The organism is Neobacillus massiliamazoniensis (assembly GCF_001048695.1).
GTDB classification, from domain to species: Bacteria; Bacillota; Bacilli; order Bacillales; family Cytobacillaceae; genus Neobacillus; species Neobacillus massiliamazoniensis.
On the sequence record NZ_CVRB01000001.1, the window covers coordinates 589058 to 611002 of the forward strand.

At 37.7% G+C, this 21945-nt stretch carries 16 protein-coding genes; 1 reads left to right on the top strand and 15 read right to left on the bottom strand.

The annotated features are described in order from the left end of the window. Positions 1–143: 143 nt before the first annotated feature. From BN1082_RS02935 to BN1082_RS02945, 3 genes are all read right to left on the bottom strand, one after another. Entirely contained in the window at positions 144–1310 is a 1167-nt protein-coding gene (locus tag BN1082_RS02935; RefSeq protein ID WP_090630608.1) for a coiled-coil domain-containing protein, read from the bottom strand. Between the two features lie 722 nt (positions 1311–2032). Next, on the bottom strand, positions 2033–2638 hold the full coding sequence (locus BN1082_RS02940) for a hypothetical protein (protein ID WP_090630611.1): 606 nt from the start codon (positions 2636–2638) through the stop codon (positions 2033–2035). Beyond that, on the bottom strand, positions 2619–3062 hold the full coding sequence (locus BN1082_RS02945; protein ID WP_090630617.1) for a helix-turn-helix transcriptional regulator: 444 nt from the start codon (positions 3060–3062) through the stop codon (positions 2619–2621). The genes BN1082_RS02940 and BN1082_RS02945 overlap by 20 nt, the downstream gene beginning before the upstream one ends. A 146-nt stretch (positions 3063–3208) precedes the next feature. Here BN1082_RS02945 and BN1082_RS02950 point away from each other — a divergent pair, with 146 nt between their 5' ends. Continuing rightward, complete coding sequence (locus BN1082_RS02950) at positions 3209–3991, top strand: alpha/beta fold hydrolase (protein ID WP_090630620.1); 783 nt, start codon at positions 3209–3211, stop codon at positions 3989–3991. A 185-nt stretch (positions 3992–4176) separates the two neighbouring features. On the opposite strand, the gene BN1082_RS02955 is transcribed toward BN1082_RS02950, so the two are convergent. The 12 genes from BN1082_RS02955 to BN1082_RS03010 form a co-directional block, all read right to left on the bottom strand. Then, complete coding sequence (locus BN1082_RS02955) at positions 4177–5256, bottom strand: alpha/beta fold hydrolase (RefSeq protein WP_090630623.1); 1080 nt, start codon at positions 5254–5256, stop codon at positions 4177–4179. Positions 5257–5271: 15 nt separating this feature from the next. Continuing rightward, positions 5272–5982 carry a hypothetical protein gene (locus tag BN1082_RS02960; RefSeq protein ID WP_090630627.1) on the bottom strand — a complete coding sequence of 237 codons (711 nt, stop codon included), beginning with the start codon at positions 5980–5982 and terminating at the stop codon, positions 5272–5274. A gap of 21 nt (positions 5983–6003) precedes the next feature. Then, positions 6004–6699: a hypothetical protein gene (locus BN1082_RS02965; protein ID WP_090630630.1), complete on the bottom strand. Its 696-nt coding sequence runs from the start codon at positions 6697–6699 to the stop codon at positions 6004–6006. A 163-nt stretch (positions 6700–6862) separates the two neighbouring features. Continuing rightward, positions 6863–8500: a long-chain-fatty-acid--CoA ligase gene (locus tag BN1082_RS02970; protein ID WP_090630632.1), complete on the bottom strand. Its 1638-nt coding sequence runs from the start codon at positions 8498–8500 to the stop codon at positions 6863–6865. Between the two features lie 125 nt (positions 8501–8625). Then, on the bottom strand, positions 8626–11229 hold the full coding sequence (gene adhE, locus BN1082_RS02975) for a bifunctional acetaldehyde-CoA/alcohol dehydrogenase (RefSeq protein WP_090630635.1): 2604 nt from the start codon (positions 11227–11229) through the stop codon (positions 8626–8628). A gap of 904 nt (positions 11230–12133) precedes the next feature. Next, positions 12134–14896: a phosphoenolpyruvate carboxylase gene (gene ppc, locus BN1082_RS02980; RefSeq protein WP_090630638.1), complete on the bottom strand. Its 2763-nt coding sequence runs from the start codon at positions 14894–14896 to the stop codon at positions 12134–12136. Between the two features lie 389 nt (positions 14897–15285). Further along, the gene (locus BN1082_RS02985; RefSeq protein WP_090630642.1) at positions 15286–16659 is read right to left on the bottom strand and encodes a cadherin-like beta sandwich domain-containing protein; all 1374 of its coding nucleotides are present in this window, start codon (positions 16657–16659) and stop codon (positions 15286–15288) included. A gap of 84 nt (positions 16660–16743) precedes the next feature. After that, a complete protein-coding gene (locus tag BN1082_RS02990; protein ID WP_090630645.1) occupies positions 16744–17175 on the bottom strand; it encodes an SRPBCC family protein in 432 nt (143 codons plus the stop codon). Positions 17176–17366: 191 nt separating this feature from the next. Further along, positions 17367–18551 carry an MFS transporter gene (locus BN1082_RS02995; protein ID WP_090630647.1) on the bottom strand — a complete coding sequence of 395 codons (1185 nt, stop codon included), beginning with the start codon at positions 18549–18551 and terminating at the stop codon, positions 17367–17369. Positions 18552–18703: 152 nt separating this feature from the next. Next, positions 18704–19336: a YcnI family copper-binding membrane protein gene (locus BN1082_RS03000; RefSeq protein WP_090630650.1), complete on the bottom strand. Its 633-nt coding sequence runs from the start codon at positions 19334–19336 to the stop codon at positions 18704–18706. A 25-nt stretch (positions 19337–19361) separates the two neighbouring features. Then, positions 19362–21011, bottom strand: coding sequence for a copper resistance CopC/CopD family protein (locus tag BN1082_RS03005; protein WP_090630653.1), 1650 nt, complete (start codon positions 21009–21011; stop codon positions 19362–19364). Positions 21012–21046: 35 nt separating this feature from the next. Next, the gene (locus BN1082_RS03010) at positions 21047–21622 is read right to left on the bottom strand and encodes a DeoR family transcriptional regulator (RefSeq protein ID WP_090630657.1); all 576 of its coding nucleotides are present in this window, start codon (positions 21620–21622) and stop codon (positions 21047–21049) included. Between the last annotated feature and the right edge of the window lie 323 nt (positions 21623–21945).

Here is a 21945-nt window from a genome sequence, read left to right on the forward strand (position 1 = left end):
TAAGGAAATATTAAGATATTATTAATCTATTAAAATTTCTTTTTATTTTCATATGAATAAATGTCTAACTCTCATAGATTTTAAAAGAATGACTGGACGAAAAAAAAAAGCGAGGATTCTTAAAGAATCCTCGCTTTTTATTATTAATTAATGATCCTTACGACATGACCATTAAATACACCTTTCCAATAACCAGATGTTAAATTCGCAACAGCTACACCAGTACTATTTTGACATCCTATGAAATTACCGCCGCCTAAATAAATGCCGACATGCCCGTCTCTTTTATATGTATCAAAAAAGACTAGATCTCCAGGTCTCATATCACTCGGTGAAACCCTAGAACCGCTATTAACTAATGCATCCGTACTTGAACCAATATTATACCCCGCCTGCGCAAATGCCCAATGAACGAATCCGGAACAATCGAATCTTCCATTTGCAATATCAGATTGGGTTCTTCCGCCACCAAAAACATAGGTAGAATTTCCAATTAATTTATATCCTGCTGAAATCACATCATTTATTGAGCCGCTTACTTTTGGCACAGAAAGATTAATATTTCCAGAATTCGAATTGTTTGATTTCGCTTGAGGAGCTTGCGCTGCTTTGATTGCTTGAGCCGCAAGATCACGTTGTTGCTGTTGGAGTTGAGCTCTTTCAGCAATCTTATCTGTCTGTTTATTTTGTAGGTCTGCTTTTAAAGCATCATTTTGGGCTTTTTGTTGTAAAATTTGCTGTTGCATACCTTCAAGGTCGGTTTTCATGCTCTTAAGGCTCGCTAGCTCCTTACCAACCACTTCTTGTTTCTTCTCAACTTCTTGTTTATCTGCCATTTGTTGCTTGATGATATCCTGGTCTGCTTGCACCATTGTTGATACAGCCCCAACACGGTCAATAAAATCACCGAAGCTTGAAGATCCCATCAATACATCAAGATAACTTACCGTTCCGCCGCTTTCTTGAATGGATTGTGCTCGTTTTTTTAAAATATCATTACGTTTAGTAATCCGGTCCTGTATTGTTGAAATCTGTTGATTCAGCTGCGCTACCTGGGCCTCTGTATCAGTTATCTTCTTTTGCGTGTCTGCAATCACTTTTTCATTATCATTATATGCTTGGTCAGCTCTTGCAACTTCTGCGTTCAATTGATCAAGTTGGCTTTGATACTGAGAAATGGCTGAATTAGCATTGTTAATTCCCGATTGAACTGAACTTTGATTTGTTTCAGCTTTTACAGATGGAATCGCAAAAGCGCTTCCAAGTCCTAACATAATAGTCGTACTTACTGCAGTTAATTTCAATTTCATGTAGGGTTCCCGCTTTCTCTACAAGTATTTTTAACTAGTATTTTTTTACTACCGTTTCTTGCAAATATGACAAAATTCTATGTATTCTAATCAAATTCTTCTTCGTTGTCTTATGTAAATAAGTCAATTGTCATAAGCATTAGACAATAACATCTTATTTTGTTGCAATTAGTAGTATATCATCTAAATTTGTCATTTACGTTATGGTTATATTACATTTATATTTCAAAAGTCCTTCTTCGTTGCCTTATGTAAATAAGTCAATTGTCATAAACATTAGACAATAACTTCTTATTTTGTTGCAATTAGTAGTATATCATCTAAATTTGTCATTTAAGTTATAGGTATATTACATTTATATTTCAAAAATTCTTCTTCGTTACGTTATGTAAATAAGTCAATTGTCATAAACATTAGACAATAACTTCTTAATTTTGTTGCAATTAGTAGTATATCATCTAAATTTGTCATTTAAGTTATTGTTATATTACATTTATATTTCAAAAATGAATTTCTTCATGTATTTAGCAAAAAGTTTGCCCTTTAAGCATGAAATAATTAATTCAACTTAGTATAAATGTCATTTATGAATGGAAAAAGAAAAAACCACATCCTCTTGGTCAATTAAGAGTTTGTGGTTTTTAACCATTGGTTACACTTATAAAGTTACCTGCTGTCTTATTCAATGTTGTCCTTTCTCCTTATGAAAATGATATCTGTTCTTACACTTTTATAAGCTCTTTAAGACTGTTTGTACCTCTTTCAACAAGATTATGGTGGGTTCTTTTAGCAATTGTTACATATTGTTTTCTCACTTGAAGCCAAGCATTACGACTGTCGCGAGCAAAGGCAATACTAGATTCTGCGTTTTCCTCAAAATTATCCTCAAACTGGTCAACGATCTCGAAAATAGATTTAATCGGTGTGAGAGCCAGTTGCTCTAACTGACCAGTGACTTCTTTAAGCTGCTTTTTAAGCTCTTCACGGTCACTTGCCTGTTCTTCCACGATTTTTACTTCTTCTTTCATATTATCTTTACGGGAATTAAATTGATGAACTAATTCTGAAAAAAGATCTTTATTTGTCTTTTTTGTCTGCACATACATTTTTCCTAGTGACTCTCTGTATTGCTTGTTGAACTTAATTACTTCTCTAACTGCATTAAGATAAGCATCCTCTCGTTTCTCTTGAAGCTCGAGCGCACGCTCACGTCTTAGCTCATACTGATTCCAAAATGTGTCAACGAACAAACCTTCAGGTGTATTCTCTTCTGCTGAAGTGACTTTATCTTCTACAGCTTGAATGGCTTCAATCTTCTTTTGTGCCATTGTCTTTCCTCCTCTTTTCTTTCTTCATATTTTTTTCCTCTATCGAATCCCTCTTTTGAAAAGACGGAATATAGAGCTCCAAAAAACTGGAATACATGTTGAAAAATTGATTCAACAATGATTGATACGTTTCTAGCTGGTTAGCATAGCCCTTTAAGTATGTAATGCCAGCTTTTGTAATTGAATACCTTCTTTTTGCCGGACCGCTGCCATTAGTATCCCATTCAGATGATACATACTCATCTTTTTCTAACTGTCTTAACATTCTGTATAAATTCCCTTGATCGACAGTCTTAAATCCGAATGCCTGTAACTTCTGGCTTAGTTCATATCCATGGAGCGACATCCTGCTAAGAAGCAATAAAATAAATGGCAGTAAAAAATTTTTTGATGGATTAACCGAATGATTGTCTTGATTTACCATATCTTTATCACCTCACCTATATGTATTTTACACCTATGAGTAATTTTGTGTCAATCTGTAAAATAAATATATATAAAATATTCAGTCAACAGTTTACAACTTATTAATCTTGGTTATAAACTAAAAAAAAAATAAGGTGGTGTAAAATGGAAAAAGCTAGAGTTAGTAAATCTGGAGTTTATTATTTACATTTTGGTGCTGGGGAACCATTAGTCCTCATCCATGGCTTAGGTGAAGTAAAGGAAGGATGGCACAATCAATATGAATTAGCTGATCAATACGAATTGATTATTCCTGATTTACGTGGTCACGGTGAAAGCACAAAAATGGATGGGATCTCTATTGAAAACTTTGCTTCGGACGTCATCAGTTTATTGCAAGAGTTACAAATTGAAAACGCTCATATACTTGGCCTCTCTATGGGCGGCGCTGTTGCACAAGAAATTTATCGCCAAGCACCCGACCTTTGTCGATCGCTAATGTTAGTCAGTACATTCCATTATTTCCCCCAATCCCTAAAGAATCTTTTGTTTAAAAACCGTAAAAGGAGATATTTGTCACTCGAAACCCCTAAACGCCAACTAAATGAAGTAGCTCGGATATCACTTTACTCTTGGAAAGACGAGAACATAGAAAAATTCAGTCTATACTTCAGACCAAAACAAAATTCCTTTTTATTATCCTTAAAATCATGTTTCGAAGTGAACAACTTGTCACTATTACCAGCAATAAAAGTTCCTACCCTTATTATTGGCGGTCAATATGATGCTGTAGTTCCTGTTTGGATACAGTTTTGGATGCATAGACTTATCCCCCATTCCGAATTTATCATAATGAGGAATACTGGACATATTGCAAAGCTTGAAGCAAATGACCGGTTTAACCTTGTGCTTCGAAATTTCCTTAATCGACAACAAACGGCAGTATAAGAAAAGCGAATGGCGCCTTTGCCGAGAGTCTCACGTTTTACGGCATGCGAGGTATCGTTCCTAATGTTACTCGTAAGGAGCTGGACAATTCTCAATGTCAAAATATTATGCTTTTCTTATAAAATTTAGTAGCGGGTAGGATTCTAAGCCTTCCCGCTACTATTTCTATTATTTACTTAGTAACATTATGATAGAACTTTTTGAATTTCTTGTGAACGATGGCAAAGCCATTGATCAGCAAAGACAGAAAACATACCGGTTAAGGCAAGAGAAACATGCCCTCCCTCAAATACCTGATACGTCTTATCCTCGCTTGAAACAAGGTCCATTACCGGTAGGGATTGCTTTTCTAGTATTAGTGTATCTCTTGAAGTTGAGAAGACAAATAGACTGCATTTGATGTTTTTCAAATCTACCAGTTTTCCGCCAATCTTTAATTCACCCTTCAGCAGTTTGTTATCCTTATATAAATCATTCAGCAATTGCTTAAAGGCTGCTCCTGCAAACGAGGCGGTATCTTTTGTCCACTTATCCATACTTCTCCATTTACTAACATATTTTGGATCGTTTGCACGGGTAATCAAGTTGATCCATGGGCTGGCATACATTGGTGATAGCACTCTAAACATTAGGTACATATATTCAGATGGGATTACACCGTAAACATCAGAAAATCTGTCGAAGCTTAACTGTCCTGTTTGTAATCCTTCCAGCCATTTATGAGGAACAATCCCAATACTAAAATCAATCGGTACTGCTGCAAGAATTAAATTCTTAATGGGCAATTGTGTGATGGAGGCAAAAATTGCTGATATAGTCCCTCCTAAACAATATCCGAGCATGGAAATTTCCTTTACTCCCGAATGTCTTAAGGCTCGTTTTACGGCATTTTCTAAATAATCAAGAATGTAGCTATCTAAATTAATATCTTTGTCCTCATAGCCGGGTGAACCCCAATCAATAAGATATACATCATATCCTCTTTCGGTTAGACCGCCAATAACACTACTCCCTTCACCAACGTCTAAAATATACGCTTTATTTAAAAGCGAATAGACAACGAAGACAGGAATATCATATTTTTTCTCTTTTGCTGGGTGATACCAAAGGCTTGTTTTATTTTTCTTCCAGACAAGTTCTCTATATGTCGGAACTATATCTGGTTTAGGTTCGCTAAAAACTTTATAAAGTTGGTTCCATCTGATTGTTTCTTTTTCAAGGTCAAAGAATGGAATAAAATTACTCCCCTTCTGCTTAGTAGACATTGTCAATTACCCCCATCATTTCGAAGTTCCTGCCCCAGTGAGCGCAATATCTTTTTCTTTTTCTTTTTCTTTTTTCACCAAGGTTTTTAATGAAGAAATCTCTTTTTTTATATCAGATAATTGACTAATTCCTTGTTTAATTCCTTGTACCTCTAACTGAAGTAATTGTGATCCAGTTGCATCTGCTTCATCTACTTTTGCCTGTAATTCTTTCATTTCTTCAACTTCCTTACGTAATTCCTGGAGATTAACCTGCATCAATCTTATTTCAACAATTGCTTCCCGAATTTCATGAAGATCTTTTACTAATCTTTTAGTTTCTGCAAGTTCTTGCTCTGTCTTATGGAATTCCGCCTTGATTTGTTTAACAATACTCACCATTTCTTGAAAAATTTTAAAATTTTCATTATTTAAAGCGCTGGAATGATCTTGAAGAGCCCAAATTTGTTCTTCAAGGGTATCGATTTTTCCCTCAGCCTGGACGACAAGCTTTGCCGCGTTAGCGACATCTTTCTTCGTTGGAATATTCAAGAATCCAGCAAGAATTTCTTGGTTTTTTCTTAAAAGCTCCATATAACGAGAATGCGCTTCTATACCCATATTTGCCGTCCGCACGAATTCTTTATTATCTGTCAGCATGTACAAAAGTCCATTGACTTGTTTTTCACATATTTCACTCAATTGCTTGAATCCTTCAAATGGATCATACGTTTTATCTTTTGTCATCCTACCATCACTCCAATAGAATTAAGATTTTGAAATCTCTTCTGCTTTTTCTAAATATTTATTGAGGGGAAACATGAGTGTTTTAATTTGTCTACTAAATAAATTTACAAAGCCTTTTTGGTTTTCATATACTAGATCCCCTGCATGTTTAATCGTTTTAAGGTATTGCAGCCTGCCTCTTTTCCGTAAAGAAATGTATCGTTCAACGATTTGAAGATATTTATCCATAGCGTCGAAATTGGCTATAGCCTGATAAGGTGCATTAATAATTGACAAATTTCTCTTTTGAAAATTGTCAATTTGCTCATTTATTTCTTCATATGACTTGATTGGGAAGAAATGCTGCAGAGTGGTGGTTGACATTAAGAATTCTTCACGCGCCGCCTTCTCCCACTCTAAAAGTTCTTTGTAAAATTGCTCTGAGACTGCTTTAAGGTTTCCTTGGTTCCGTTTTATGCTATCAACAAAAAACATTGTCTCTTTTAAAAAGACCTCATCCCGGAATTCAGCATGTGCAGCCCATTCGTCCAGCTCTTGAAATGCGTTTCGCCAAAGCATGTCTAAGCCGGAAATCTGCTCCTCGTTTTGTTCCAGAGCTTTCTCAAGAACATCTTCTGCTGCCTTTGACTCGGATTTCACTTTTTCTTCTTTCCCAAATACAGGTTCAACAACTTCTTTTAGTTCCTTTACAGTTTCCTTTTCTTTTTTGTCGGCCATTCTTTCTCCTCCTTCTGAATAGATGTAGCAGAATGTCTAAATTAACTTTTAATAGATTGGTTAGAAGGGTAAGTATTGGTAGTTTTCTTGATGGTTTCTTGGTGGAGGTTAATGAAGGAATCTATGATGATGATTGGGAAATACTCCCTTGTTACAAAGTATTCTATATCCCTAGTTTATGAACCTCTTTTTCTCTTAACATTCTTCGCAGTAATTTTCCTACTGAGGATTTAGGAAGTTCATCTAGTATCTCAATTGCTTTTGGAACCTTATAAGGAGCAAGATAGATTTTCGAAAACTCAATTAATTTTTCTGATGAAACCACTGCTCCTTGCTTTAATTTAATAAAGGCCTTTACGGTTTCCCCTCTATAGGAATCTGGAATTCCAATAACAATTGCTTCTTCGACAGCTTCATGCTGGTATAATATTTCTTCAACCTCACGCGGGTAAACATTGTAACCGTTCGAAATGATAATATCTTTTTTTCGGTCAAGAATATAAAAGTATCCATCTTCATCCATTTTGGCGATATCTCCAGTAAAGAGCCAACCGTCTTCCTTTAAAACCTCCATCGTTTCTGAGGGACGCTTCCAGTATCCTTTCATTACCTGCGGACCGCGAAGGATTAATTCGCCAGCTTCACCGACAGGTACATCCACGTATCCCTCCGCAGTTTCTTTAACAATTCTTGCTTCTGTACCAGGGAGTGGAATACCAACACTTCCTAATTTACGTGGTAAAAATGGTGGTGTTGAGATCGCTGACGGTGCTGTTTCAGAAAGACCATAGCCATCATTTAATCTTACACGGACTCTCTTTTCAAATAATTTAATTAATTCCACAGGCAGTGGAGCACCACCACTGTTCAAATAAAAGATTTCATCTATCAGGCTTTCTTCTAAATTAGGATGACTATTTAAAGCAAAAAACATCGTCGGGACAGCCGTCATTTGAAAAGGTTTTTCCTGCTTAATCAGCTCAATCACTTCATTTACATCGAAACGAGGTAAAATAAGCTGATTGCCGCCTATCCTAATTGCCGAGAGGGCATTGCATGAAAGTCCGTACACATGAAACATAGGCAAGACACTGATGATTTTTAAATTTTCAGGCTTCTCATCGACTGCGTTATAGGTAAAGTCACATACCTGATTAATATTAGCGAGAAGATTTTGATGTGTGAGCATAACACCTTTCGCAACTCCCGTTGTTCCCCCAGTGTATTGTAAAATCGCTACATCTTCGTTAATGTCAATTGGCATTTCAGGAATAATATTGTCATGTGTTAGAAATTCATCAAAGTATATATCTCCTTCAGCAAGCTGTGTCTTACTTCCGCCAAAACCAACAACGAAAATCTTTTTTAGTGAGGTATGCGGCTGTACTTTTTTTACCCGAGGGTAGAGTGCTTCAAAAACAATCATATATTCCGCTTCAGAATCGTTAAGGACATATTCAATTTCTCTTTCAACATACATTGGATTAACTTGAACAGCGATACCGCCTAACCTAAAAGCAGCAAATAAACTAAAAATATAGTGTGGGCAGTTCGGCAGCATAATTGCAATCCGATCACCCTTTTTAAATCCAACCCGGTAGAGAGATGCTGCAAACCATTCGGAAATCGTTTTTGTTTCTTTGTAGGTCCAAGACCTTCCTAAAAAAGTAAGGGCAGGTTTTTCAGAATGAATGTTTGAAGCCTGTTTTAAAAGGTCAAATAGAGAGTCATAGTTCACCGAAACCTGTTCATCGATCCTCGAATCATAATACTTTAACCATGGCTTTTGTAAATAACTCACTTTATACTCCTCCCTTTTCTTTCTGCCAAATTCGTTCGGTTTGCGTAAATGCTAATCATGACAATTATTCGTTATTTATTGTTTGGAAATCGATTTTTAAATCCAAAATCGATTCCCGCAAAAAATTAAACACCTTTATATGCTTGAAGGTAAATGGAAGCTAGCTCTGTGACAAGCGGAAGCTTTGGATTTGCGATTGTATCCTGATCGTCAAACGCACGCTCAGCGAGAAGATCGACTTTACTCATGAATTCAGATTCAGAGATGCCTATTTCTTCAATGCTCTGTGGAATATCTAGTGTTTGACCGAGCTTGATAATGGCTTGTATTAAGCTTTCAACACCCTCTTCAGTAGTCTGAGCGGGAAGGCCGAGCATTCTAGAAATTTCTGCATAACGCTCATCCGCAATAAATTTCTCGTATTTAGGGAACGTCATAAGTTTATTCGGTCTCTTCGCATTGTAGCGGATGACATGAGGAAGCAAGATGGCGTTAGCACGACCGTGCGCAATATTAAATTCCGCACCCAGTACATGGGCAAGACTATGGTTAATGCCTAAGAATGAGTTGGCAAAAGCCATACCCGCAATTGTTGAAGCATTATGCATTTTTTCACGAGCAAGTTCATCATTACCATCACGATAAGCTCTTGGTAAATACTCAAATACAAGCTGAATAGCTTTTAATGCTAAGCCATCAGTAAAATCATTCGCTAGCACCGACACATATGCTTCAATAGCATGTGTAAGAACGTCCATACCGGTATCGGCCGTGACATTCCTAGGTACTGTCATCACAAACTGCGAATCAATGATGGCGATATCTGGTGTCAGCTGAAAATCAGCAAGTGGATATTTTATATTCGCTTTTTTATCAGATATAACTGAGAAGGCTGTTACCTCAGCCCCTGTCCCTGAGGTAGTCGGAATGGCCACAAATTTAGCCTTTCCTCTTAGAATAGGGAATTTTACTACCCGTCTATTTGGATCAAAGAACTTTTGGGTTAAACTATGAAAATCCACATCCGGATGCTCATAAAAGAGCCACATGGCTTTAGCTGCATCCATGACGGAACCGCCACCCAATGCAATAATGCAATCCGGCAGGAATTTTCTCATTCTTTCTGCACCAGTCATTACCGTTTCAAGGCTAGGCTCCGGTTCAATATCTGTCAAAACCTCTGTTTGGATTTTCCTAGGGTGTTTGTTAAGGTGATATTTTATTGCATCAACATAGCCATTTTTCACTGCGCTTGAGCTCGTTACAATAACTGCTTTTGTGATATCGGGTATAGCAGCTAAAACGTGAATCGAGTTTTTCTCAAAGAAGATCTGTGATGGAACCTTAAACCACTGGGTGATTGTTCTTCGTTTAGCTACTTTCTTGATATTGAGCAGATTTGCTGCTCCCACATTTTGCGACAGAGAGTTCCCCCCATAAGTACCACATCCAATTGTTAAGGAAGGCAATGAAGTATTATAAATATCACCAATCGCCCCATGGGTAGATGGAGTATTGACAATGATTCTGCCGGCCTTCATTCGGAGTGCGAACACATCAATTATGTCTTGATTTTTTGTATGAATAGCTGCCGAATGTCCCAGCCCACCGTACTCAAGCGTTTCCTCTGCAATCCTTAGCCCTTCAGCAAAGCTATTAACCTTATAACATGCCAAAATTGGACTTAGTTTTTCACAGGATAATGGATATTTCGGACCTACTCCCTTTAATTCAGCCACTAAAATTTTGGTATTTACGGGTACATTCACTCCAGCCATTTTCGCTATCAAATATGCGGGCAAGCCGACAATCATGGCATTGATCGATTTATTTTTTTCGTAGATTGCAACCTTTTCGACCATATGTTGTTCTTCTTCATTAAGGAAATAGCAGTGGTTAGCAATCATTTCCTTTCTCACTTCATCATAAATCTCTTCATCGATGATAAGAGCTTGTTCTGAAGCGCAGATCATACCATTGTCAAATGTCTTCGATAATATGACATCATTCACAGCACGTTTGAGATCTGCAGATTTTTCAATATAGCAAGGAACATTTCCCGCCCCGACGCCAATTGCCGGTTTTCCTGAACTATATGCTGCTTTAACTAAATTGGGTCCGCCAGTTGCAAGGATGAGTGAAATCTTCGGATGGCTCATCAAGGCCTGAAACGCTTCATGGGAAGGTGTTTCAATCCACTGGATGCAATTTTCAGGGGCACCAGCCTTGATGGCGGCTTCCTTAAGCAGCTTTGCAGTCTCAGTACAGCAGTTTTGTCCAAACTGCGGAAAGGCAAAAATGATAGGATTTCTTGTTTTCATAGAAATCAGCGATTTAAAAATCACAGTAGAGGTTGGATTAGTTATTGGGATGATGCCAGCAATGACACCAACCGGTTCGGCTATTTCCACCATGCCCTCCTGCTCATTTTCGCTTATTACCCCAACGGTTTTCATGTCGCGAATATTGTTGTAGATCATTTCTGTTGCAAACATATTTTTGAAGACCTTGTCTTCATATACTCCTCTTTGCGTTTCTTTTACTGCAAGCTTGGCAAGATATTTGTGATTGTTTAATGCACATAAAGCCATTTGCTTGACAATTTCGTCTACCATTTCTTGGTTATAGCAACGAAATTGATCGTACGCCCTTTCTCCATTAGCAGCCAATATATCAATCATTGCTAGAACCTGCTGCTTCTCTTGCATCCCTTTTTCTCTTACTGCCATTTAATCTCCCTCCAAACGATTTTTTAATCACCCAGATAGTGGCTTGTTCTGATTTTCACTCCTTTTACGTTATTCTGGCTAAAATATATCACGGTGGAGGTTTCAGAATTTGTCGAATTTCACCTAAAAACGAATGAATATTCATTCATTTCATAAAATGTTCAAAAAGTAGAAAAGCGGAAGGTGCCCGTTTAGCGCCGTATGGACTGGAGCGCTTCGACTGAGATAAAGGAAAATAGAAAAGCGGAAGCGCCTTGCTCAGGGGCGACAGGCATAAGACGAGCCGGCTTGAAGGTTGGTTTTTAACCTTCATGACGGATTGGCTTATGACCCCGAGCCCCTAGGCGCTGAAGCTAGACAACACGGAGAGCGAAGCAGCTACATTGAAAAACTTCAAGAATTACATCTGTGATTATACATCACCAGGCTTTGCGACGAGCTGAACATCTGCTTCCTCGAATATGCTATGGCGCAGGAGCACTTCGCGATCCGATGTTGACTTATCGTAGGGAGAAGAGCGAAGTACACTAGGCGCTGGGCGCCTCCGCCGAAAAACTCACGTTTTTCGGCGTGCGAGGTATCGCTTCCGAAGCTTACTCTTATGGAGCTAGACAATTCTCGAAGTCAAATTGTATCTTTCTTATCCAGTAGAAAAAGCCATAAACCTTGAAGATGGTTTATGGCCTTTTATATTATCAGAATTTATATTAATGAACTTGGAGAATTGTCCAGCTCCAGCGCCTAGCCCCTCGAGGTCATAAGCCACTTCCAAAATGAAGGCAAAAAGCGCCTTCTTTTTGGAAGCGTCTTATGCTTGTCGGGGCTGAGCATAAAGGAAATCTTCCTTGAATAACCTTCGCAGGAACAAGCTGTGCTTGTTCCGAAGGCGCTTCCGCTTTTCTTATCAACCCGTGTTTCTGAGTCCTGCTGAGATACCGCTAATTGTCAGCAATACTTGTGTTAACAGTTCTTCATTAGGCTCGTCCTTCAACCTTAATTCTTTAATTAACTCAACTTGTAAAAAGTTTAATGGATCAACATATGGATTCCTTCGATGCACCGAATCTTGGATGTTAGGTGTATGGTCGAGTAATTCTTTGTCACCTGTTATTTTAAGAAGAATTGCTTTTGTTCTTTCATACTCTTCTAGAATATTTGCAAAAATTCGTTTAGCAGCCATTTGATCTTCTACTAGTGTTAAGTATTCTTTAGCTGTTGTAATGTCCGCCTTCATAAGAGCCATTTGTAGATTATCAATCGTTGACTGGAAAAACGGCCATTTCTCATACATATTCTGCAAGAGCAGTAGATTCTCCTCATCAATATCCGCAAAGGCTGTCAAGCCAGTGCCTGCTGCATACCATGCAGGAAGAAGCTGTCGACATTGAGTCCAGGCAAAAACCCATGGAATTGCCCGTAAATCTTCAAATCTTCCTTTGTTTTTTCTGCTCATCGGCCTCGATCCGATATTTAATTCTCCTATCTCCTTTAAAGGTGTTGCATCGTGGAAGTAAGAGAGAAAATCAGGGTCGTCAAAAACGAGTGATTGATATTTTTTATATGCTTCTTCAGAGATCTTCTCGATTGCTTTCACCCAGGAATCATCACGCAAATGTCCTTGATCTGCTTCTTTCGAAACATATGCTGCTGTTTCAAGCAAGGTGGAGGTGGCCTGCTCTAAGCTACGATAAGCGATATCCTCAAGTAAGTAACGGGCAGATAGTACCTCTCCTTGCTCCGTAATTTTCACACCGTCCCCTACTGTTTCAGCAGGCTGCGATAATAAGCTCTTATTTAGTGGACCGCCGCCGCGCCCTAAGGAACCGCCGCGGCCATGGAAAAATTTAAGTCCAATTTGATAACTTTTTGCCATTTCATGAATTTCAACCTGGGCTTTATATAGCTTCCAGTTAGCAGTTAACGTGCCACCGTCCTTGCTTCCGTCAGAATAACCGAGCATAATTTCCTGCTGATCACCCATTTGCATTAAATGCTTTCGGTATAGCGGCATTTCGAAAAGAGTCTTCATTATTTTAGGACCAGCAGTTAAGTCATCAATTGTTTCAAGTAGAGGTGCGATATTTAGATGACTTTCCAATGTTCCATCCACATGAAGACGATAAATTCCAGCCTCCTTTGCCAACACTAGCACCTCTAGGAGATCGCTCGGCGATTTCGTCATGCTGACAAGATAGACGGAAATGGAACGTTTTCCAAATTCTTCATGGGCCTTTTTAATCATTTGGAAAACCTTAATCATTTCCTGTGTTTCTTCTGAATAATCCTCATGCAACAAGAGAAGCGGTCTTGGATCCATAAGAATATTTTGTAAAATATTCATTTTTTCTTCTTCTGCTAATTCAGCATAATTGTCTGAAATCCCAACTTTCCTAAGGATTTCTGTAATAGCTGCCTCATGTTCGCCACTGTGATTTCGAATATCAAGCGTTGCTAAATGGAAACCAAATAATTGGACTTGACGAATCAGTCTTTGGATCGTTTTTAATTCATGCTGAGCAGGATGATGCTTTTTTAAGCTCCTATGAATGACATAGAGATCTTCTAATAATTCATCTGCTGATTTATAGCCAATATCTGATTTACCTACTTGAATGACCCTCTCAATAATGATGGCAAAAATTCGTCGATAAACCTCTGTTTCGACAGGCCATTTTTTTTCATCACTTAAATATCGGTCCTCTTCTTCCTCAAGCAATTGCAGGAGCTCTTCGCTCACTTCTACCCTTGTTGTTGAATGACTATAACGCTTCATTAAATCTACTAAAACTTCTTTGTATTTTTTTAAAACGAGTTTTCTTTGTCTGTATAAAGTCTCCCATGTCACATCATGGGTAACGTTCGGATTCCCGTCCCTGTCACCGCCAATCCATGAACCAAATCGAAGAAAATTAGGGACTTCCCAGGCAGTTTGTGGATAATACTTTTCTAAACAGGCTTCCAATTCCCGATGGATTTCGGGCAGTACTTCAAAAAGTGTTTGATCAAAATAATATAAACCATTACGAACCTCATCCATAACGGAAGGTTTGTGATGCCGCAATTCATCGGTTTGCCAAAGAATCGTTACTTCATTAAATAAGCTTTCTTCAAGTTTTTTTCGTTCTCTGTTGGTTAGTAATGGATGATCCAGATTTTTTAAAATCACTGCGATTCGCGATTGAATTTCAAGTATAGAACGCTTCGTAGCTTCAGTTGGATGAGCTGTTATGACGAGCTCGAGCGACAATGTATTAAGTACATCTTGAATCATGTCTTCATTGATACGGTTTTCTTTTAATGACAGAATGGCACTCTCAATCGAAGTAGGCTGAACAATACTTTCATCTTGCAGCTGATATTGTCTCCTTCTTCTGATCCTGTGATTTTGCTCTGCAGCATTAATTAAGTGGAAATACATTGAAAATGCACGAATAATCTGCTTACGCATTGGTGAACTAAGTCCTGTTATTTCTTCTTGTAATTTTACATAGGTCTCTTGATCAAACTGGGTTCTCAGCGATTTGCACATGATCCGTATTTGTTCGACTTTATCAAATAGCTCTTTTCCTCCATGATTCACAAGAATCTCACCAAGCATCTGACCGAGTAATTTTACATCCCGACGTAATGGAAGGCTGCTGTCATTTGTTTTCATATCCGTTGTCATTCTGTCACTTCCCTTAATCTAAAGATTCACTAAATTTTTATTTATAAATATAACATAACTTTCATAAACATGCTCAATATTAAACTAACTTTTTTCTATAAAAATGTCTCTGTTAAACTTGCCTGTTGATTTCCGCTCAAGAAGCGAGCATCCGCGGGCGTTCCGGGGAGCCTCCTCGGCGCTTAAGCGCCTGTGGGGTCTCCCCTGCCCCGTACTCCCGCAGGACGTTGAATAAGCATCTTTGAATCTACACCGCACGAAGGAAATACGATAGCATTTTCGAGAATCTCGCGCCTTCCGCTCCAATCAACATAGTGGCAAAATCAACAATGAGCTTTAAAATAGCTATAAAAATAAAGAAAACCTGCTTAAATAGCAGGTTTCCTTTTCTAAAAAATCATTTTAAAAAAGTCGAGTATTCTTTGCCAAAAAGAAGTGGATGTTTTACTATTTCCTTTATTTGGCTTTAAGTTAGAATATGGTTGGGTTGCTGTTAAAGACGTTGGTTTATTTGTTGTTGTATTCACTGTTGTATCTGTCGATATTTGGGAAGTCTCGGTTGTTGTCGTTGGCTGCACAGGTTTGTCGAACACAAGTACATACGTTTTCCGATCTTCACCGTTTGTTACAACAATGGGAACAATAGTTGGATTTCTGGTTAACTGAATGGTGTTAACATTGCTGCCATCCAATATAATTGAAGCACTGCTGTATGTAGCAGTTGGATTTATTGTCACAGATGTGACATCGCTTGATACAGCAATATGATACGTAAACTTATCAGATGAAAAGCTGCTTACCCATGTACCTTCAGAAACAGTTAATGAAGAGAGTATTGCCGTACTTGTATTTTGAATGGCCCCTTTATTCTGTTGCGCATGGGTACTGGTAGAGTTTTGACTTAATTTGCTTTGTGGCTGCCCTGAATGTTTTTTAGGATTAGCTCCATTTCCATTTGAACTAGGCTTCGTTGGTGTTTCATTTGGCCTAGGCTTCGGTGGTGTAACCGGTGGCTTGTAAGCTTGTTCTGCCTCCCTTGTAATATGAAGCGTATACGCTTTCACATCACCGTTTTCTGCTGTAACCATTATAACGATGTCTGATTTCCCCACCGGTAACTGAACGGAAATACCATCATTCTTCCATATAGAATCATTTATTTTTATCGATTCTGTATTATCACAAGCTTGGGGGCTGACTGTTAAGGAATTCACTTCATTTGCAACATCAACAGTGTACTCTGTAATATCTGATGAAAATTGAGGCGATAATTCTCCATTTGAAAGAGTAATGTTTTGCAGCAAATTATTTGCATTTTGTTTTCTGGTAATAGTAAGTGTATACGTATTCGGAGTATGGATTTTATCATCCACTGTTATCAAAAATTTATTATCGCCTGTTTGAAGCGAAAAGGGCCCGACAGTCCCATTTGCATTTGTTATAGTTTGATTATTAACCGTAACCGTGATGATTGCATCCGGATTATCGCTCCCCACATTTAGGGTTACACTTTGAATCGAGTTATTTACACTAGCAGAATAGTCATATACTCCTGGTGATAGATCTTGATTAAGCTGAACTCCATCCACTTCTAACTTAGATAAAGTATTTGTTTGCTGAACATCATTTGTTGTAGAGGAAAGCCCAGTTTGATTTTCCATCGCCATTATAGGAGCAGGCATATTAACGAATGACCCCAACCCAACCATAGAAACAACAAGAACTAGCTTTGCTCCATTACTTTTTGACATCTTTGTAAGCATCCATCCTCACCCTATTTCCATTATGTATATTAATATAGGTACTATAGCATCAGATGCTTAACTTTTTCTTAAAATTTATTTATTTTACACCTCTAACTTTGATGCGATACCAAGAGCCATTTCTTCGACCCATTTTGGGACGGAGTTTTTTAAAACAGAGTTTTTCATCCCTTCCATTGCACCAATTGCATTGACATCCAGGAATCCGATTAGTCTTGTTTTGTTCCGATTAATAGCCAATGCTTCAAAATACCCTTCTCCAACATACTTTTCTCCCTTTAAATCGAATCCAACCTTTGTGGGCGGCTTCCATTCTTTTATGTCAACCAAAAAACTGACCCTTTTTTTTAATATGCCAAAGTCACTTTCAAATTCCCATTTTGACTGACGATTATTTAATTTCTCGTGATGAACATAACCGGGAACAAGCGGGGACCAGTTATCCATTTCCTTCATAAAGTTCCATATCACTTCAATGGGGATTTTCAGCACTTCTTGATGCATACCACTAGGCATATTTACTTCCTTCTTTCCTTTTCATAGTAAAAGACCTTCACTCTAATGAAGGTCTTTTACAAAAATATATGATTAAAAAGGTACATATAGAAGTTTAAATAAAGAATAAAAACCGTTGTTATTTATTGTGGACTAATTAAATGATTTTATCGCAAATTGAAATATTCTGTTCATCATTTTGTTTACCTGATCTATGATATTAATTCCGGTAATTTGACCTTTTTTAATCCCTTCAACGTGAAAAAGCATGCAATGATGACCAGGGAAAAAAGCAGAAAAATATTGGTAATACCTACCATTGAAATAAGAATTCCTGTAGAAAGTGCCGCTGAAATTTTTACTAACGAAGCAAGGATGGTTCTTAAACCTACTACTCTACCAATATACTCTTTCGGAGAATTTAATTGAATGAAGGTTTGAGTTAAGACTAAGTGAGACATTGTAAACAAGCCAAGAAAGAAAATCAAAATGGCAGCAGTCATTTCAGAGCGGTTAAAACGCAACAATATTGATGATACCGCCATCCCTGTCATTGTAAAAATTATGGCTTGCTGTTTAAACTTTTTTAAAAAGAAGGGAATAATGAATCCTGCCACAATTCCCCCAATTGCAAAGGATATATCAAAAAACGAATAAAGCGCACTGCCTCCTTTAAAGTCATTCGCTAGTGGCAGAAGAATGGTTGTTGTCATTTGGATGCTAATACTATTTAAGATGGATAGAAACAAAAGGTATTTCATTCCATCACGTTGGTTGATAAAATTCCAGCCAGAGATCAGTTCTGAAACATAATGAATTTTGGTTTGCCTTACCGTTTTTTCATTTCTGCTTTTAATAAACATAAATAGAAAGGCGGGTACAAGAAAGGAAAGCGAATTTATTAAGATGCTAGCCGCTAATGAGAGCTTAATTAAGAAAACTCCCGAAACGGCTGATCCAACGATCAGAGCCACTTCATTAAGCGAAGAGGATTTGGAGATCACATAAGGAATTTCCTGATCATAAAAAGATTCTTTAATAAAGGATTGCTCAGCAGGCTTATAGATGGTGTAGCAGACAGCTAATAAAAACTGCAAAAAATATACGAGAAATGTTGATTCAATCTTTAATAATAGTAATATCGACATACCCAATACAATCAGGAAACGAAATATATCAGTGGTAATGACCATATTTTTTGATTTATGATGATCAACATAGACAGAAACAAACGGTGTTAATAAAATGCTTGGCAAATAGTAGATTGCTATCATAAAGCCAATTGATAGAGCTTTTCCTGTTAGATGATAAATGTACCACATAATGGCAATTTGTTGGATCCCGTCTCCAAAATTACTCATCATCGAACCAATTAAATAGGATAGCTTGTTTTTCATTTAAATGTACCCCCTTTTTCTTGCCATCCTTATTTTAGTCTTATTCCATGATAAGGAAAATTATAAAAAATTTATCATCTAACTTAAAGAATACTTATAGAAAAAAAAGAAAACAGAAGAATGCTTTCTTCTGCTTCCATTTGCTTAATTATTTATTTTTTACGCGCTGCAAGAATTAAAGCAATTAGTGAAAGTAAGACAGAAACAATGGAAAGGATGAGTGGCAGTGAACTGGCATTTGTCGTTTTCCCTGTTTCAACAGTTTTTGTATTTTCAGTCTTCATATGGTCATGGTCTGCAGCTGTTGTAGACGCAGTTACAATATTAGTAATGGCATGTGGAGTATCCGCTCCCTCGTTCCCTGTCCATTCGACTATACTCCCATCTTTGTAATATTGATAAGCGTCCCAAGCAGCCTTTGTGGCCTTATCCGGATTTTTAGCGACAATAACAAATTGCTGAAATTGTCCGGGAAGAATCCCTTCGCCCGTTGCTGTAAAAGTAAAGGATTTTGCTTTCCCGCTTGCATCCTTTTCTTCCGAAAAATTCCAACCTGGAACTGGCTGATAGGATTCAACTTCAAAACCAGCAGGTACCTTCACCGTAATCTTGGTTGTTGCCATCTCTTTTTCGACCGGAACCTTAATCGTATACGTTTCCCATGCCCCTGTTGCCGAAGTTTTTGGTACAACAGTAACATGTGCGCTCGCGATCGTAGAAAAGAAAAATAATGCAATCATTGTCGGAATAAAAATTCTTGATATCTTAAACAATTTTTTTCTCATGTTAATTCTCCTCGTAAATTATTTTTTATCGACTTCCTACAATACATTGAAAATCGGTATCGATGTTTTCCAGATTCTTCGTTAAAACGTGAACATGCACATTCCATTTACCCGCCATATTGAAATTCATCCCTTTTGCTGTGTACTGCCCATCAGCAGTTTTGGCTAAGGTAATGGTGTCTTCCCCCATATTCATATCATTATGAGTAAAGGTTAGCGTAATTTGGGCAATATCTTTAAGCGGCTCTCCTTTACGATTTTTCAATGTTATTTCATAGTTATTTTCTCCAATTACATTTGGCCCTACCTGAAAGGAAATGCTATTTCCATGATTCACTGTTTTCTTCTCATTAAAGGGCCCGGGTGCGGACATTGCTGTTGGCAGGTTGGTTAATATAACAGTCATAACTATAATAACCATTCCAACTATCAATTCACCCCATAATGAAGAGACCACCCCTTTTTCCTTCGCCTTTTTCCCTTTAAAATTATTAACGGCAGCAAATATGAGCATGATGATAAACAAGATAACTTTTGCTAATAAAACTCTCCCATAATCCGTATGAAAAATAGAAGAAATTGTTGGGATGTATTGAAAACCATTAAATATTCCAGTAGCAGTTAAGAGGAGCACCAAGGAGATTCCCCAATTGGAAAACCGTTGAAAGGTATTTACATATGATTGCTTCATTTCACTATTCTTCAGCAATGGCAATAAGACAACAAGACCTATCAAGCAGCCGATCCAGACAGATGCTGCCAGCAAATGTAGTGCATCCATCGAGATGGATAAAAACTGGTTAGCTTGAGATGCGGCATGACTTGTAAATGCTTTTGTCACTACCATTCCAAATCCAAGAATGAAACAAGCCCATGAAAAAAGTTGTTTTCTAGCATCCGCCTTGGTCAAAAAGTAAGTCGTGAAAGCAAGGGTTAGTAGAATTCCCATTTGGATGATCCACATCTTACCAAACAATGTATAGGCTAACACTTGACCTAATGCATCAGATGAAAAAACCTCACTCCAACTTGAACCTAAAAGAATCGTTGCCTGTAGCGGCAAACTAAATAGGTTACTGAGCAACAAGAGAGCATAGCCTGACCAAATGAACTTAAACAAAGTTTTTTCAATTGAACGAACTTCTACTACTTCTTTTGGTGCTACAACTAAATAAAAAAAGGACAACCCGACATAGCAGGCAATACCTAGATATTGCAGCCAACGGATAATAACAAGATCTAGATGTGGAGTATAGCCTTTTGTTTCTGTAACAGATGATGGGTTTTGAACTGTACCTGTACCTATTTGAAAGGGAATTACTCCTTGAACAGGATGCCCATCATTTGAAATGACTTTCCAGCGAATCCGATATGTTCCCCCTGGAAGGTTTTTCTTTAAACTTGCCTTTAAAATAGAGGGCTTTTTCGAATCAATCGCACCATTCTTTTTATCTACCTGTTTCCCATTTGAATCTGTAACGATGATGGAATTGAACTTTGGTTGAATCGATTCATCAAACTGAATCTTGACTTCGTTTGGTGCCGTTTTTAATGTCTCATTTTCCGCTGGTGTCGACTCGATAATATAGGCGTGGGCTGAAGAAACATTCGGAAATACAGTAAGAAATAAGTAGAGAATTATTAAGAATGAGCTGGTTTTCTTTATTTTTTTCAATGTAGCACTTCCTTCAGGGTGTCAAATTGCTGCAACTATTTGTTGCAATGGCATCCTAAATCACCCTTCATTCTTTTCTCTACTTCTTCTACTGCTTCTTCAAAACGCAATATGACTCCACCAAACCCCTTCTGAAATTGTTCCGCTTGCTTTCTTGATCCGAAAGCTAAAGCTTGCGGCTGGCAACAATTTAAATTGAAATCAGAATCAAATAAGAAAAAAGCCATTTTGGCACTAATCGTGGAATTGTACAGAAAATCACGACAGATGATTTGCGAAACATCGGTTTCAATATCCTTATATCTAAGTAAACCGCAATGGGGGCAGCATAGCTGCTCAACCTTTAAATCGTTTGTAATGATTTGAACAGGGTGGCGACTGTTTGATTCCTTAAAACAATATGTACAACCTGATGATGGAATATTATTAATTGACGCTAGTGTAATACCACCTGAAGTTTTAATTATTTTGTTTTCTGTTAATAGTGGCTTTATATCCCGATAAATAGTCATTTCGGAAACCTGTAACCGTTTACTAATTTCTGAAATGGATAAAGCCCCTTCTTCCTTTAACCACGATAACAATTGCTTCTGCCGTTCAATTGGTAACATTTTATCCTCCATGTTCTCAATCTTTTTCCCTACAAACACAATGTTAATAGAAGAAAAAAGCGTTTACAATATGAATTTATGAACAATTTGTGAATAAATGATAAAATTCCACATCTATTCACACAAATTAACACAGCTATTAACAAAAAGGCTGTGTTAAAGGTCATTGTTGATTTTTGAAACTATGTTGATTGGAGCGGAAGGTGCGAGATCCTCGAAAATGCTATCGCATTCCTTCGTACGGTGTAGATTCAAAGATGCTTATTCAACGTCCTGCGGGAGTACGGGGCAGGGGAGACCCCACAGGCGCTTAAGCGCCGAGG

Bases quoted from the DNA above. Each gene is read 5' to 3' on its own strand.
- BN1082_RS02935 (WP_090630608.1), bottom strand. From the start codon at position 1,310: ATGAAATTGAAATTAACTGCAGTAAGTACGACTATTATGTTAGGACTT.
- BN1082_RS02940 (WP_090630611.1), bottom strand. From the start codon at position 2,638: ATGGCACAAAAGAAGATTGAAGCCATTCAAGCTGTAGAAGATAAAGTC.
- BN1082_RS02945 (WP_090630617.1), bottom strand. From the start codon at position 3,062: ATGGTAAATCAAGACAATCATTCGGTTAATCCATCAAAAAATTTTTTA.
- BN1082_RS02950 (WP_090630620.1), top strand. From the start codon at position 3,209: ATGGAAAAAGCTAGAGTTAGTAAATCTGGAGTTTATTATTTACATTTT.
- BN1082_RS02955 (WP_090630623.1), bottom strand. From the start codon at position 5,256: ATGTCTACTAAGCAGAAGGGGAGTAATTTTATTCCATTCTTTGACCTT.
- BN1082_RS02960 (WP_090630627.1), bottom strand. From the start codon at position 5,982: ATGACAAAAGATAAAACGTATGATCCATTTGAAGGATTCAAGCAATTG.
- BN1082_RS02965 (WP_090630630.1), bottom strand. From the start codon at position 6,699: ATGGCCGACAAAAAAGAAAAGGAAACTGTAAAGGAACTAAAAGAAGTT.
- adhE (WP_090630635.1), bottom strand. From the start codon at position 11,229: ATGGCAGTAAGAGAAAAAGGGATGCAAGAGAAGCAGCAGGTTCTAGCA.
- ppc (WP_090630638.1), bottom strand. From the start codon at position 14,896: ATGACAACGGATATGAAAACAAATGACAGCAGCCTTCCATTACGTCGG.
- BN1082_RS02985 (WP_090630642.1), bottom strand. From the start codon at position 16,659: ATGCTTACAAAGATGTCAAAAAGTAATGGAGCAAAGCTAGTTCTTGTT.
- BN1082_RS02990 (WP_090630645.1), bottom strand. From the start codon at position 17,175: ATGCCTAGTGGTATGCATCAAGAAGTGCTGAAAATCCCCATTGAAGTG.
- BN1082_RS02995 (WP_090630647.1), bottom strand. From the start codon at position 18,551: ATGAAAAACAAGCTATCCTATTTAATTGGTTCGATGATGAGTAATTTT.
- BN1082_RS03000 (WP_090630650.1), bottom strand. From the start codon at position 19,336: ATGAGAAAAAAATTGTTTAAGATATCAAGAATTTTTATTCCGACAATG.
- BN1082_RS03010 (WP_090630657.1), bottom strand. From the start codon at position 21,622: ATGTTACCAATTGAACGGCAGAAGCAATTGTTATCGTGGTTAAAGGAA.